A 14,494-nucleotide genomic window follows, 5' to 3' on the forward strand; every position below is an offset into this window, starting at 1 on the left:
TTAAAAGTGCGGCCGTTTCTGAAATACAGTAAAATGAATCGTATTGGGGAGTTGATCGGCTGATCAACTGCTCCTATATTTTGTTTAGTGGCGGTGAAGGCATGTGCGTTTTCAGACAAAATTAATGGTATTCATATCCCTTCTAGTGCTAGTCGTTACCGGACTGTTGGGATTATCCTTGCGCTATATGATTACCTCCGCCTTGTATGAAGAGATTGGGAAAAGGGCGCTGACCGTAGCCAATACGCTTGCGGTAGATGCACAGGTCAGGGATGCTCTAGAACAGACCGATACAACGCAACTACGTGCGCGGATCAACGAGGCAGTGAAGCCCGTTCAAGCCAGCAGTGGGGCTGATTTTATTACAATTGCAGATCGTCATCTCATTCGTCAATGGCATGTTAACCCGGAACGCATCGGACAGCCTATGATGGACCCGCTGAATACTAAGGTGCTGCAAGGGCAGTCCTTTATTACGGAATCCACCGGCTCTCTCGGACCGTCACTGCGAGCCAAAACCGCAGTCTATAATGAACAAGGCCAAGCTATCGGACTCGTTTCTGTAGGTTTTCTGATGACAGATGTGGCGCAAAATATTCGTACATACACATATACATGGCTATGGTTCATGATAGGCGCGCTGATGATCGGCATATTAGGAAGTTTGATTATAGCACGACGGGTACGGCGCGAACTGCATGGGCTGGAGCCAGTAGAGATTGGACGGTTGTATCAGGAAAAGCAAGCCATTCTCGAATCCATAGGCGAAGGGATTATCGCGGTTAATAGCAGTGGACAAGTCACACTTGCCAATCCACAAGCCGTCCGTTTGCTGGGCCTTCCCCCGGAAACTAGCCTCTATGGATGCGAGCTTCGTCACTTGGCGGGCGCCGCAGATCAGCTGGCAGATGTGCTTGCTACAGATTTTATCGAGAAGAATCCAAGCATGAAGCCCGATCAGGAACAGAACGTATTCAATGAAGAAATTGAGATCCAACAACGAGTCGTAGTCGTCAGCCGTGTGCCGATCAAGGATCGATTCGGACGAATGCTGGGCACGGTTGCCAGTCTGCGCGACAAAACAGAGCTGCTTCGCATGACGCGGCAGTTGACGGAGGTCAAGGATTATGCGGATGTGCTGCGATCACAAACACATGAATATACCAATCGGCTATATCTCATATCCGGTCTGATTCAGTTGGAGTGTTATGACGAAGCAGTGGACTTTATTACTCAGGAATCGGAGGAGTATCGTGTACATCGTTCCGTTTCCTCTTCTCTTTCACCTGATTCAATCATCGCCAGCCTGCTGATCAGCAAGAAAAAACAGGCGTTGGAAAAAGGGATTGTACTTCATTCATATATTAAAGGAGCATTTTCAACTCCGTCTCCTACGTTGGAGTGGTCGCTTCTTGCTGCCATTGCCGGAAACCTGCTGGACAATGCTATGGAAGCAGTTGCGATAGGCTCTATACCTGACGGACAGGTATGGTTCCGGCTTGAAGAAATGACTGAAGCCATCATCGTCGAAGTTGCAGATAATGGATCGGGTATTTCAGAGGATATCCAGGAAAAACTGTTCGTTAAGGGAGCATCAACCAAAGCAGAGGCAGGACACGGATATGGCCTCGCTCTCGTGCAGGAGTACACCGAACGAATGAGTGGCTCCATAAAAGTACATGAACGGCCTGGTGGTGGTAGCATTTTTGAAGTGTACATTCCTTTAAATAGGACAGACACGGGGAGCAATAATGCAAAAGGAGGTTACGTCCATGAATGAGCGGGTTTTATCGGACATTGAGGTTCTTATTATTGAAGATGATCCGCGTATTGCGGAGATTAACCGACGATTTATTGAAAAGGTGGACGGGTTCACTGTATGTGCAATAGCAACGAACGAATTTGAGGCAAAGCTTCAACTAGATGTTCTGCGTCCGTCTTTAGCCGTGCTGGATGTTTATTTTCCCGATACGAATGGTCTAACCCTGCTATCGTTCATCAAGCAACACTATCCGGGTACAGATGTCATTATGCTGACTGCCGCCAAAGAAGCTGAAACTGTGGTACAAGCGGTTCGCGCAGGCGTATTTGATTTTATCGTAAAACCGCTCGTATTCGAAAGATTGCGAGCGACCTTAGAGGAGTATGCCCGTTTTCGCCGCCAAGTCACAACATGGCAAGAGGAACAAGCTACGGTGGAGCAATCGGAAATTGACCGTCTACTACAAAGCGCGGGCACGGGTCGGATGACGAGTAACGGAGTCGGAGACCTATGGGCCAAAGGCATTGATAAAGTCACTTGCGAAAAGGTGCTTGATCTCCTGAATCGACAAGGTGAGGTTACTACGGGTACAGTGGGAATTGAGCTAGGTATGAGCCGATCTACCGCCAGAAGGTATCTGGAGTACTTAGTGGAAAGTGGCGATGCGCACCATGATCAGGTATACGGGACTGTCGGCAGACCGGAGCGTATCTATCGCAGACGGCAGGAAAATGCATAATCCCCGAATTTTGCTGCCAGGTCTGTCCTTTCCGCGCTCCTCGTTGCTTGTGACTTTTATGAACTTAATTCATTTAATAGACTAAAATGGTTTAAATGATCACATTATTTACGTCCCTCTTCCCGGTTGCTAGAATGGTCAACAGTTAGTTAATTGATAATGATTATCAGTTTCTCTGGTAAGCATATTTGGAACGGGGGACAATACATGGCAACACCAAAACAGCCACTACCACTACGCACAGGCATGCTGCTTGCAGCGATTCTGGTACTACTGACAGCCGTTATGGCGGGATGTGGAGGCCAATCACAAAATAATAATGCAGCAGCACCTCAAACCATAGGCGACACTCGAACGATCAAACATGAGATGGGAGAAACCAAAGTTACAGGCAAACCTAAAAGAATCGTAACGTTGGAATTCTCTTTTGTCGATGCCGCTACCCAACTGGGTGTGATGCCTGTCGGCATAGCTCAGGAAAATGAGGATGATATCGATGGGCTGCTTGGAAAAAAAATCGACTTTACACCTGTCGGCACACGCAAACAGCCGAACCTGGAAACGATCAGCTCCTTGAAACCCGATTTGATTATTGCTGATCTAAACCGTCATAAGAGCATATACAAAGAACTAAGTGAGATTGCTCCTACCATTGTTCTTAAGAGCCGCAATTCCTCTTATGAACAAAACCTGGCATCCTTCGGCGTTATCGCTGACGCGTTGGGTGAGAAGGAAAAGGGTGAGCAAATTCTCGCAGCACATAAAGCTACCATGGCAAAGCTGAAAGAAGGCATCCAAGCTGGTGAGTCACGCAGCGTATTGCTTGGGGTATTCCGTTCGGATTCACTATCGGCTCACGGCGCTTCATCTTTTGATGGACAACTGCTGGAGCAAGCAGGCATCCACAATGCGCTTCAAAATACAAGCGAGCCTACAGTCAAGCTGACACTGGAGCAGATTGCACAAGCTGATCCAGATGTGATCTTCTTGGTGGAAGCCGATGAGAAGCTGCTTGCGGAATGGAAGCAAAATCCGTTATGGCAAAACATTACGGCCGTGAAAAAAGGGGAAGTTTACGAAGTAAACCGGGCACTGTGGACCCGGTACCGTGGACTCGGCTCTGCCGAGAAAATACTGGAGCAAGCGATTTCGCTTCTGTATCCCGCGCAAAATAAAGGAGACGGCTCCCGTTGATCGGACAAGCCTTACGCGACCGGCTAAATAAGCCGGTCGTCTTTGCACTTCTATTCGCGCTGCTGGCTGGACTGCTGCTGAGCGTGGCAATTGGCCCAGTCAGGATGGACATCCCCACCATGCTGACTGCGCTGTTCACCGAGCATCCGTCCAAGGATCAGCTCATTATCTTGACGATACGCCTACCACGTGCCGTCATTGGCCTGATCGTCGGCGCCGGGCTGGCCGTGGCCGGAGCGCTAATGCAGGCCATCACACGCAATCCGCTGGCTTCGCCGCAGGTTTTTGGAGTCAGCTCTGGCGCTTCGCTGGCTGTCGTCCTGTCGGTCGTGCTGCTGCCGAATATCGGGTCGTCCGGCAGCATTTATTTTGCTTTTGCTGGAGCGATCGCAGGCGGCTCCTTCGTATACGCACTGGCCGGAACGGCGGGCATGACGCCAGTCAAGTTGGCCCTTGCCGGGATGGCAGTGCATCTGCTGCTGGCCTCTGTCACTCAGGGACTGCTCGTGTTTAACGAGCAAATATCCGATGTACTGTATTGGCTCGCCGGAGCCATCGACGGGTCCACTTGGGCCGATACGCGTCTGGTGCTGCCCTGGTTCGCCGTCGGTATGATCCTTGCACTGGCACTGGCCCCCTCGCTATCTGTGCTTAGCCTCGGTACAGAGGTCGCACAGGGACTGGGGCAAAATGTACGTCTTGTCCGCTTACTGGCCTCAGCCTCAGTTATTATGCTGGCAGGCTCTGCTGTAGCAGTAGCCGGGTCTATCGGCTTTGTGGGCCTGATGGTGCCGAATATCATCAAGGTGTTTACAGGCGATAATTACAAACGGGTCATCCCCCTGTCTGCAATCTGCGGAGCTCTGCTGCTGACATATGCAGACGTGCTTGGACGATTTATTGCCTTTCCTTATGAATCGCCCGTTGGTATCGTAACCGCGCTGGTGGGCGCGCCCTTCTTTTTATATCTGGCGCACAAGAACGGGAGGGCTTCACGATGAAAAAGCTGTGGATTTTACTCGTGTTAATGCTGGGTGTTTCCTTTGTAGCTATCGGCGTGGGTAGCACCTACATTACACCCGCTGAGCTGATCGCCGCTCTGACTGACCGAAATGCCTCTTCCTGGTTCATCGTTCACCATTACCGACTGCCTCGTGGCCTGCTGGCCATCATGGCCGGTGCTGGCCTTGCAGTAGCTGGCGTGCTGCTGCAAGGTATGATCCGCAACCCACTGGCTTCGCCGGATGTGGTGGGTGTATCCAAGGGAGCCGGCTTTGCTGCGGTTCTCGTCATCGTGCTGCTCCCCTCATCCCCCGTGGCGCTATTGCCTGTAGCTGCCTTTGTCGGTGCCGGATTAGCTGCACTACTGCTCGTACAGCTTTCGATGAAGGGGGGCATGCGTCCTAACATGCTAGCCTTAACCGGGCTGGCGGTAGGTGCTATTTTTCAGGCTGCAACCGATTATATTCTGGTCAAATATCCACTTGAAGCCAGCGATACGCTGACTTGGCTAGCTGGAAGTCTGTGGGGCAAAGGCTGGGATGAAGTATATGGACTTTTGCCATGGTTAATTGTATTGCTGCCTCTAGCCTATACGCTACAGCGCAAGCTGGATATTATGAGTCTGGATGAGGAAAGCTCCGCTGGCTTGGGACTTAGCGTGAAGCGTATGCGCACAGGATTGCTGGCCGTATCCGTGGCCTTAGCTGCTTCCTGTGTCGCTGCCATCGGCTCCATCGGTTTTATAGGACTGCTGGCACCACATCTGGCGCGGCGTTTGTTTGGCAATCGCCACCGCTATCTATTGCCCGGCGCAGCCATGATCGGTGCCCTGATTCTCGTCCTTGCCGATGCGCTCGGACGGGGGCTGAAGCCGCCGCTCGAAATTCCTGCTGGCATCGTGACAGCCGTGATTGGCGCGCCCTATTTCCTGTATCTCTTGCTACGGGAACGCAAACAAAAAAGCAGCGGATAAAGGACAAGTTCTCCATTACAGCTAAATGCTGCACGATAACGTAGCGTTTAGCTGCATTACCTCCCAACCTGTACACCGATCTCAGATAACATAAAAAAGGAGAGTCAGCCTGTATATAACACAGGCTGACTCTCCTCACCCCTCAACACTTACGCTGGATAGGGTACTTCTGTTCCATTCAAAATGAGGTGCATCCGAATTTCCGCTTTTAAGGAGTCGGATACTGCACAATATTTTTCCTTACCCATCTGAATCGCTTTCCATACACGGTAGTCTGGAATATCTCCGTCCACGTGGAATGTCAGATCAATCGCTGTAAATCCCGTTGGCATTTGTTCCTTGCGCGTACCTTCTGCATCAATATCAATTCGCTGAATGTCCGACAAAAAACGATCCAAAATCATCGTAATATCAATACCGATACATCCCGCCAGACCCGCAAGCAGCAGTTCCATCGGTGTCATCCCTTTACCATCACCGCCATAAGCCGCCGTAGCATCCATCCCTACGAAATAACCGGATGGTCCTTCCGATGTAAACGCGCGTTTGCCGTGCCAAGTTGTAGATACTTTCATGTTCAATTGCCTTCTTTCCATCTTAGTAATCTATGATTTATTCTCGATCTAACTTAAAATTCGCTGATTTGACGCAAAAACTTTTGTGTCCTCTCATGCTGGGGAGCATCAAAAAATGCCTGTGGCGCAGCCTCCTCCACAATGATACCGTCCGCCATAAATACAACCTTGTCCGCCACCTCACGGGCAAATTTCATCTCATGAGTCACGACGACCATTGTCATTCCGTCTTGAGCCAACTCTCGCATAACCCCTAGCACTTCACCCACCAGTTCGGGATCAAGCGCCGATGTCGGCTCGTCGAAAAGCATAATCGCCGGGTCCATCGCCAGTGCACGTGCAATAGCTACCCGTTGCTGCTGTCCACCCGACAGACGAGATGGGTGTACATCCTGCTTATCCAGTAATCCCACCCGCTTCAATAGCTGTTGTCCGATAGACATAGCCTTGTCGCGCGGCATTTTCTTTACTGTCAGCAGTCCTTCAATGACATTGCCGATTGCTGTTTTATGCGGATACAAATTGAATTGCTGGAACACCATCCCCGTCTGCTTGCGAATATCACGAATGGCCGCTTGGCGGGCACGAACAGGAGATGTAGCATCAACCTCAATCCCGTTCACCTCAAACTTGCCGGAAGACAGCTCTTCTAGACCGTTCAGACAGCGCAGCAAGGTACTTTTACCAGAGCCGCTGGGACCGAGCAATACGACGATTTCACGAGCGGCAACCTGAAAATCTATGCTTTTCAGAACCTCTACCTGTCCGAATCGTTTACCTAATCCGTTTGTTGTTATCATCATCTATCATCTCCACCTTAATAAGCTCGAGCCAGACGCTTTTCCACCCGCTCCAGTATAGCGGAGAATCCAATGCTCATAATCCAATACATCAGGGCAATTTCGAGCAGAAACGGCATGTAGAGCAAATACTGCGCCTGTAAAAGCTGTGCCTGCCGCATCAATTCACTGACCCCGATAACTGACACCAGCGACGTTTCTTTAAGCATACCCACGAACGTATTTCCCATCGGTGCTATTGCAATGCGTACCGCCTGCGGAAGAATGATACGCCACATCGTTTGACCAGGCGACATTCCCGTAGCATAAGCGGCCTCGGTCTGTCCCTGCGGTACGGCTAAAATAGCTCCACGGAACGTCTCCGATAAGTACGCCCCTGTATTAATACTGAGCGCAAGACAAGCAGCCGTAAGCGATCCGAATGATATTCCGTAATCATCCAGACCATAATAAATGACCGCAATCTGCACCAAAACCGGCGTTCCCCGGATGATCGATACATACATGCGGGCCAGCCACCGAACAGGTCGATTCCCTTTCAATCGGGCTACAGCAACAACCAGACCAATGATTAGACCAAACAGCATAGAAACAATCGTTATATACAGCGTATAATAAGCACCCTTCAATAAAAAAGGCACGTTCTCCCACATTAATTCGAGCATCGGTTATATTCCCTTCTTTCAGACGAGTGGCCCCATGTCAGCATAAAAGCCAAGACTGGAGCCAGACGCCTGTAACAGGCTTACGTTATTCTTTTGGCTCCTCGCCAAACCATTTTTTAAAAATTGTTTTGTAAGTGCCGTCTTCCTTCATTTCCTTTAGAGCCTTGTTCAAGGCTGCCTTCAGCTCAGGAGTTTTCTGGTTAATAGCTACAGCCGCCTGATCCGATTTAATCGGCTCGCCTACAGCTTTAATTTGAAATCCGTTTTTGTCGATAATGGGCTTAAGAGCATACAGATTGTTAATGGTTGCATCAATACGACCAGAGTTTAGATCCTTCAATGAAGTAATGACATCATCATATGTTTTGATCTCAAAATCGCCTACCTTTGGCAGCACTTCGTTGCGCAGATAAGACTCATCATTTGTTCCCAAGCCGACACCAATCGTTTTGCCTTTAAAGTCTTCCAACGTCGTAATGTCATTGGTTTTACTGTTCACGATAATATTCACATTATTGGTGATATAGGGATCTGTGAAGTCAATGGCCTTCTTACGATCCTCTGTAATCGCCACCTGGCTAACCACTGCATCGAATTTTTTCTTTTGCAAACTTGGAATCAGTCCCGAAAATTCTTGTGCCGTGAACTCCGCTTTTACTCCAATCCGTTTCGCTAATTCTTTGGCAATATCCACATCAAACCCGTCCAACTCCTTGTTGTCGTTCAAGAAATTGTACGGCGGGTAAGTACCCATCATGCCTACCTTCATTACATCGGCCTTCTTGATGGCTTCGAGCTGATTGGCGGCTGCCTCGTTACTGCTGCCTGCTCCATTGCTAGTATTCGAAGCTTCTGGCTTTGTACCGCAAGCGCTCAGCACAAGGCTAAACAATGCCAGAGCCATGAGTGTAGTCACCAAGAATCCTTTTTTACGTGTTTTCATGTATCGTTCTCTCCTGTCTAGATGTAAATGTTTAAGTTTGTATGTGTAATTGGGCTATACTATTTGTTGCCCACTACTCATTCATGCGATGTTGACCGTCTAGCTTTGGCCTAATAGTCCGTAAAATTCAAAATTAGCAGCCTCTTCTGCCAATCTTGTAGCGGATACCTGCTTGATGTGGTCATGTGTTCCCTCTGAACCGAATAGCCAGCGTATAATGACACCTTCAATCATGCTCATGAGTAGTGCTGCCCTCAATTCGACATCTAATTCGGCAGGCAACATGTTCAGCTCGATCGCTCGCTCCATATTGCGCCGGAATGCAAGCTCCATCGCAGTCCTTGTTTCACGGATGCTCTGCCTCACTGGTTCATCGACACCACTGCCGATCAGCAGCAAACCCATCAGATAACGGTTCTCGAATGCAAAATGAAATAGCCGAACAAACAGCGCTTCCGATGCCTTAACCATATCAGCCAGCGTTCCCGCATCACGGCGATACCCCTGCCCGATCGCTGACAAAAGCTGTTCACGACCTGTAGCGATAATCTCCAGCGCCAAGGCCTCTTTACTTTTAAAATGCCAATAAAATGTGCCTTGAGCTACTCCTGCCTCCACCACGATATCTGAAATCTTCGTTTGGTGATAACCCTGCTCAGCGAACCGCTTTAACGCAATGTGAAGAAGCTGTGTTCTGCGGTCTGTTTCTTCTCCCCCGTGGTCAACAGGTGAGTCATTCGAAAGGGTTTTGGGCTGCTTCGCCTTGCGTGGCTGCATGGGTTTCCTCCTCCCGATTGATCAGTCAGTCAGTTTTGTATTTTTAATCCTATAGGATAAGTATACATTTGTCAAACGAAAAAGAGGACCTCCGAAGAGGTCCTCTGTATCCTATATATTGCTGTTATAGCAATGCTTTTGCCGCAATGTCTGTACGGTTTTGCTTGCCTTCAAAGGTAATATGAGCAGCCTGTTCGTAAGCTTTGTCCCGTGCCTCGGCAATGTCACGTCCCAAACCAACCACGCCTAACACGCGTCCGCCGTTCGTGACCCACTCACCCTGTTCGTTGATGCCTGTTCCGGCATGGAAGACGATAGCTTCGTTTGCCTGGTCCAGTCCGTGGATAGGTACTCCTTTGGCGTAAGCTGCAGGGTAACCCCCGGATGCCAGTACCACACACACCGCAGCTTCATCCTTCCACTCGATCTCTACCTGATCCAGCGTGCCGTTCACAGCAGCGAGAAAAATATCGAGCAAATCGGATTTTAGTCGAGGCAATACGACTTGTGTTTCTGGATCACCAAAACGTGCATTAAACTCAATGGTCTTCGGCTTGCCGTCCGGCGAAATCATCAGTCCAGCAAATAAAACACCACGGAACGGGCGTCCTTCAGCAACCATAGCCTTGGCCGTCGGCTTAATAATCGTCTCAATGGCTTCCTCAATAATGGAATTGGCTATGTGAGGCAGCGGGGAATATGTTCCCATGCCACCTGTGTTGGGTCCTTTGTCACCATCAAAAACCGGCTTGTGATCTTGCGCCGCTGCCATCGGCCGTACCGTTTCACCGTCAACAAAGGAAAGAATCGACATTTCCTGTCCAGCGAGGAACTCCTCGATCACGACCTGTGCGCCCGCTTCTCCAAATACCTTTGCCACCATAATATCGGACAGAGCCCTTTCCGCTTCCTCCATTGAGTAAGCGACTGTCACGCCTTTGCCTGCTGCCAGTCCATCGGCCTTAATGACCACCGGGATCGGCTGGTCCTTTAAGTAGGCATGTGCTTCCTCATAGGTATAAAATTTGCGATAAGTTGCTGTCGGAATTTGATATTTATGCAGCAAATCTTTCATGAAGATTTTGCTGCCTTCAATTTCCGCCGCATTTTTACGCGGTCCGAATACTGGGATGCCTTTGGCTTCAAAGGCATCCACAATGCCGTCTGCCAGCGGATCATCGGGGCCTACCACGACCAGTCCGACTTTTTTGGATTCCGCCAGTTCTGTCAGCGCGTCAAACTCACTCACCGGAATCGGCACACACTCCGCTAATTGTCCAATACCAGCATTACCTGGCGCACAATAGATTTGTCCGGCCTTGGGGCTTTTCTTCAGCGCCCACACAATTGCATGTTCGCGGCCGCCCCCTCCGATAACCAAAATATCCATTCAGGTGATTCCTCCCGCTCCCAGTATGATCGTTCAGGTGTGCTGCAACCACAACACTCACGCAACTTAGTGCTTGAAATGACGTACGCCCGTAAAGACCATAGCAATGCCATATGCGTTAGCAACCTTGATGGATTCTTCGTCTTTGATAGAGCCACCCGGCTGAATGACTGCCGTGATGCCTGCTTTAGCTGCCAACTCCAGCGTATCGCCCATCGGGAAAAATGCATCCGATGCCAGTACCGCACCTTTTGCTTTGTCACCGGCCTGCTCGATTGCAATCTTGGCTGCTCCGACACGGTTCATTTGTCCTGCGCCTACGCCAATGGTCATATTATCTGCCGCCAGTACAATGGCGTTGGATTTCACATGTTTAACCACTTTCCAGCTAAATAAAAGTTGTTTCAGTTCCTCCTCGGATGGCGCGCGCTCTGTTACAACCGTAAGTGCATCCGGGTCTACAGCATGAACGTCATTTTGCTGAACAACCATGCCACCTTCAATGGAAGTCACAACGAAACGGCTTTTCGCCTCAGACGGGGAAAGCTCACCCAGATCAAGCAAACGGATATTTTTCTTTTTCGTTAAAATCTCCAATGCTTCTTTCGTGAAGCCCGGTGCCAATATAATTTCCAGAAAGATTTCACTCAGCTTGTTCGCTGTATCACCATCAATAATCCGGTTAGCCGCAACGATGCCGCCAAAAATCGAAGTTGGATCTGCTGCGTAAGCTTTGCTGTATGCTTCATAAATACTGCCGCCAATACCCACACCGCAAGGATTCATATGCTTAACTGCAACTACTGTCGGCTCGCTGAATTCTTTGACGATTTGCAGGGCTGCATTAGCATCATTGATATTATTGTAAGACAACTCTTTACCGTGAAGTTGCTTTGCTGTTGTCAGTGTACCCTTGGCCGCCAATGGCTCACGGTAAAACGCAGCCTGTTGATGAGGATTTTCGCCATAACGCAAATCCTGAATTTTTTCATAGGTTACAGTATAACGCTCAGGCAGCGGATCGCCTGTCACATTCGACAAATAATCGGAAATCAAAGCGTCGTATGACGCCGTATGACGGAACACTTTTGCAGCCAAACGCTTACGAGTATTCAGCTCCGTGTCGCCATCCTTACGTATTTCCTCCAGTACAGTGCTATAGTCATCAGCATCGACCACTACACTGACAAAAGCATGGTTTTTTGCCGCTGAGCGGAGCATCGTTGGACCGCCGATGTCGATATTTTCAATCGCGTCCTCATAGGTTACACCGGGTTTGGCGATCGTTTCCGCAAAAGGATACAGGTTCACAACGACCAGATCGATATAATCCAATCCAAGCTCCTTCATCTGGCGCTGATGCTCTTCATTATCCCGAACAGCCAGCAAACCGCTGTGTACCGCAGGGTGGAGTGTTTTAACACGTCCATCCATAATTTCTGGAAATCCCGTTACCTCTGAAATACCGATGACAGGAATACCCTCCTTCGACAGCAAGCTGCTCGTTCCCCCTGTCGAAACGATCTCCACACCCAATTTGGACAACTCACGGCAAAACTCTACGATTCCCCGTTTATCTGATACGCTGACGAGCGCTCTTTTAATACTCACCCTGTCTCCTCCTTTAGCTCTTTCAGAATTTTGCAAATTTCTCTTCTATCAATTTATTTCCCGAGAAATATCGGAAAATGCCTGTACAGTATCCTTGTTAGGACAATGATATGACAAATTACAGTTATCTTTAGAGAAGTGAGTTCACCTTGCGGCCATTCAATTGGATTTTGCCTTGGGCCAGTCTGCCAACTACCTCTGGATATAGCTGACGTTCCACGGATTGAATGGCTACGGATAAGGATTCCGCTGTATCATGATCGTGAACTGCCACGACACGTTGGGCAATAATCGCCCCAGTATCCATCCCCCCGTCCACAAAATGGACGGTGACCCCACTTACCTTGACCCCATAGGCTAATGCCTGTCCAATAGCATCTTTCCCTGGAAATGCCGGAAGCAGCGACGGATGAATATTAATGATTTTCCCAGCGTACGCATCAACCATGACACTAGATAGCAAACGCATATAGCCTGCTAACACGATGAGATCAATCGATTTCTGCTCCAGCAAAGCCACTAATTCACGCTCATAGTCTTCTCGGGCAGGATAATCTTTAGGACGAAAAGTATGACAGGCAATTCCAGCTTTCTGTGCTCTAGCTACAGCAGGAGCCCCAGGCTTGTCACAGATGAGCAGTTCTACCGAGGCGCCGCCCAGTTCACCCCGCGCGGCCGCATCCACCAAAGACTGAAAGTTCGTCCCTTCGCCTGATGCAAAAACAGCAATCCGGTACTCGTTCATTACACCTCGGCTCCTGTAAAGGTCACGATAGAGCTGCCTTCCGTTACTTTTCCGATCACATACGCAGCTTCACCCTGTTCCTTCAGAACTTCCAGTGCGGTCTGTGCGTGCTCTGCACCGACAACGATCACCATTCCAATCCCCATATTGAAAGTCGTGAACATGTCTTTGTTGGAGATTTCGCCTTTTTCCTGCATGAGCTGGAAGATCGGAAGAATCGGCCAAGTGCCGTATTGTATATCCACATTGACGTGATCCGGTAACACTCTAGGGATATTTTCAATAAAACCGCCACCAGTGATATGCGCCATGCCTTTTACTTTTACCTTATCCAGCAATGCCAACACAGATTTCACATAAATTTTCGTAGGCTCCAGCAGTACATCGCCCAGTTTGCCATTCAAGCCTTCGATTTCATCATGCAAATCATAACCTTGCTGTTCCAATAACAGCTTGCGAACTAGGGAGAAACCATTACTGTGAACGCCACTGGAAGCTAGTCCGATTACGGTATCTCCAGGAGCAATGGAACTGCCGTTAATGATTTTGCTTTTATCTACAATCCCTACCGTGAATCCGGCAATATCATATTCGCCCTCGCTGTACATCCCCGGCATTTCTGCGGTTTCACCGCCGACCAACGCACAACCTGACTGGTGACAGCCCTCGGCAATACCGGCGACAATCGCTTCGATTTTCTCAGGTATAACCTTGTCACAGGCGAGATAATCGAGAAAAAAGAGTGGCTCCGCGCCCCCTACAACAATGTCGTTTACGCACATCGCAACTGCATCAATGCCGATGGTGTCATGACGATCCATTGCGAAGGCAAGCTTCAGCTTCGTGCCGACACCGTCAGTACCGGACACAAGTACAGGCTCCTCGTACTTATCTTTATTCAGACCGAACAATGCACCGAATCCGCCCAAGTCCGTGAGCACTTCTGGACGGAAGGTACGTTTAACGTGCTTTTTCATCCGTTCTACTGCTTCATTACCAGCAGCGATATCTACCCCTGCGTTTTTGTATGCTTCGGACATTCATGAACACTCCTTCAAATGATTGACCCTCCTAAGTCCTCCCTAGCAGGGAGGATTCCATGGGGCTGCTCCCCCTGGACCCCTCAAGAGTCGGTCAGATGCGTAGGATTGGGTGCTGCTTGGTGGTGGTTCGTGCTGTGAGTCGCGTGTTTTCCTTTGTGAGTTGCGGGTCTTCCCGCAATTCACAAGGACACGCTTTGATGCGTGGCCGCCTTTGGTAGTGACGGCGGCAGGGGCACGTCCCGGGCTGTTTGCTTTGCAAAGTCGGGGACGTGCCG

Annotated in this window: 14 protein-coding genes; 5 read left to right on the forward strand and 9 right to left on the reverse strand. The window is 49.5% G+C overall.

From position 1 onward, the window contains the following. Positions 1–103 precede the first annotated feature (103 nt). The 5 genes from BN1546_RS07155 to BN1546_RS07175 all read left to right on the forward strand — a co-directional run bounded on the left by BN1546_RS07155 (position 104) and on the right by BN1546_RS07175 (position 5,670). Complete coding sequence (locus tag BN1546_RS07155; RefSeq protein WP_058710749.1) at positions 104–1,780, forward strand: ATP-binding protein; 1,677 nt, start codon at positions 104–106, stop codon at positions 1,778–1,780. Continuing rightward, positions 1,773–2,501, forward strand: coding sequence for a response regulator (locus BN1546_RS07160; protein ID WP_090736850.1), 729 nt, complete (start codon positions 1,773–1,775; stop codon positions 2,499–2,501). Before BN1546_RS07155 ends, BN1546_RS07160 begins: the two co-directional genes overlap by 8 nt. Positions 2,502–2,708: 207 nt before the next feature. Next, a complete protein-coding gene (locus BN1546_RS07165) occupies positions 2,709–3,695 on the forward strand; it encodes an ABC transporter substrate-binding protein (RefSeq protein WP_090736851.1) in 987 nt (328 codons plus the stop codon). Next, entirely contained in the window at positions 3,692–4,696 is a 1,005-nt protein-coding gene (locus BN1546_RS07170) for a FecCD family ABC transporter permease (RefSeq protein WP_013369488.1), read from the forward strand. The genes BN1546_RS07165 and BN1546_RS07170 overlap by 4 nt, the downstream gene beginning before the upstream one ends. Beyond that, entirely contained in the window at positions 4,693–5,670 is a 978-nt protein-coding gene (locus BN1546_RS07175; RefSeq protein ID WP_013369487.1) for a FecCD family ABC transporter permease, read from the forward strand. Before BN1546_RS07170 ends, BN1546_RS07175 begins: the two co-directional genes overlap by 4 nt. A gap of 149 nt (positions 5,671–5,819) precedes the next feature. On the opposite strand, the gene BN1546_RS07180 is transcribed toward BN1546_RS07175, so the two are convergent. From BN1546_RS07180 to purM, 9 genes are all read right to left on the reverse strand, one after another. Next, a complete protein-coding gene (locus BN1546_RS07180; RefSeq protein ID WP_090736853.1) occupies positions 5,820–6,245 on the reverse strand; it encodes an OsmC family protein in 426 nt (141 codons plus the stop codon). A 53-nt stretch (positions 6,246–6,298) separates the two neighbouring features. Continuing rightward, a complete protein-coding gene (locus tag BN1546_RS07185; RefSeq protein ID WP_013369485.1) occupies positions 6,299–7,048 on the reverse strand; it encodes an amino acid ABC transporter ATP-binding protein in 750 nt (249 codons plus the stop codon). Between the two features lie 14 nt (positions 7,049–7,062). Next, the gene (locus BN1546_RS07190) at positions 7,063–7,710 is read right to left on the reverse strand and encodes an amino acid ABC transporter permease (RefSeq protein ID WP_040102109.1); all 648 of its coding nucleotides are present in this window, start codon (positions 7,708–7,710) and stop codon (positions 7,063–7,065) included. An 85-nt stretch (positions 7,711–7,795) separates the two neighbouring features. After that, on the reverse strand, positions 7,796–8,653 hold the full coding sequence (locus tag BN1546_RS07195; protein ID WP_013369483.1) for a transporter substrate-binding domain-containing protein: 858 nt from the start codon (positions 8,651–8,653) through the stop codon (positions 7,796–7,798). Between the two features lie 99 nt (positions 8,654–8,752). Then, the gene (locus BN1546_RS07200; RefSeq protein WP_090736855.1) at positions 8,753–9,430 is read right to left on the reverse strand and encodes a TetR/AcrR family transcriptional regulator; all 678 of its coding nucleotides are present in this window, start codon (positions 9,428–9,430) and stop codon (positions 8,753–8,755) included. 124 nt (positions 9,431–9,554) lie between these two features. Continuing rightward, positions 9,555–10,820 (reverse strand): phosphoribosylamine--glycine ligase, encoded by a 1,266-nt coding sequence (purD, locus tag BN1546_RS07205; RefSeq protein ID WP_090736857.1) that lies wholly within the window; start codon positions 10,818–10,820, stop codon positions 9,555–9,557. 66 nt (positions 10,821–10,886) lie between these two features. Continuing rightward, positions 10,887–12,431, reverse strand: coding sequence for a bifunctional phosphoribosylaminoimidazolecarboxamide formyltransferase/IMP cyclohydrolase (purH, locus tag BN1546_RS07210; protein ID WP_040102112.1), 1,545 nt, complete (start codon positions 12,429–12,431; stop codon positions 10,887–10,889). A 130-nt stretch (positions 12,432–12,561) separates the two neighbouring features. Next, a complete protein-coding gene (gene purN / locus BN1546_RS07215) occupies positions 12,562–13,176 on the reverse strand; it encodes a phosphoribosylglycinamide formyltransferase (RefSeq protein ID WP_090736859.1) in 615 nt (204 codons plus the stop codon). Next, positions 13,176–14,216, reverse strand: a complete 1,041-nt coding sequence (gene purM, locus BN1546_RS07220) for a phosphoribosylformylglycinamidine cyclo-ligase (RefSeq protein WP_025675375.1) — start codon at positions 14,214–14,216, stop codon at positions 13,176–13,178. The genes purN and purM overlap by 1 nt, the downstream gene beginning before the upstream one ends. Positions 14,217–14,494: the final 278 nt, after the last annotated feature.

This window comes from Paenibacillus sp. Mc5Re-14, assembly GCF_001049835.1.
Lineage (GTDB): Bacteria > Bacillota > Bacilli > Paenibacillales > Paenibacillaceae > Paenibacillus > Paenibacillus polymyxa_C.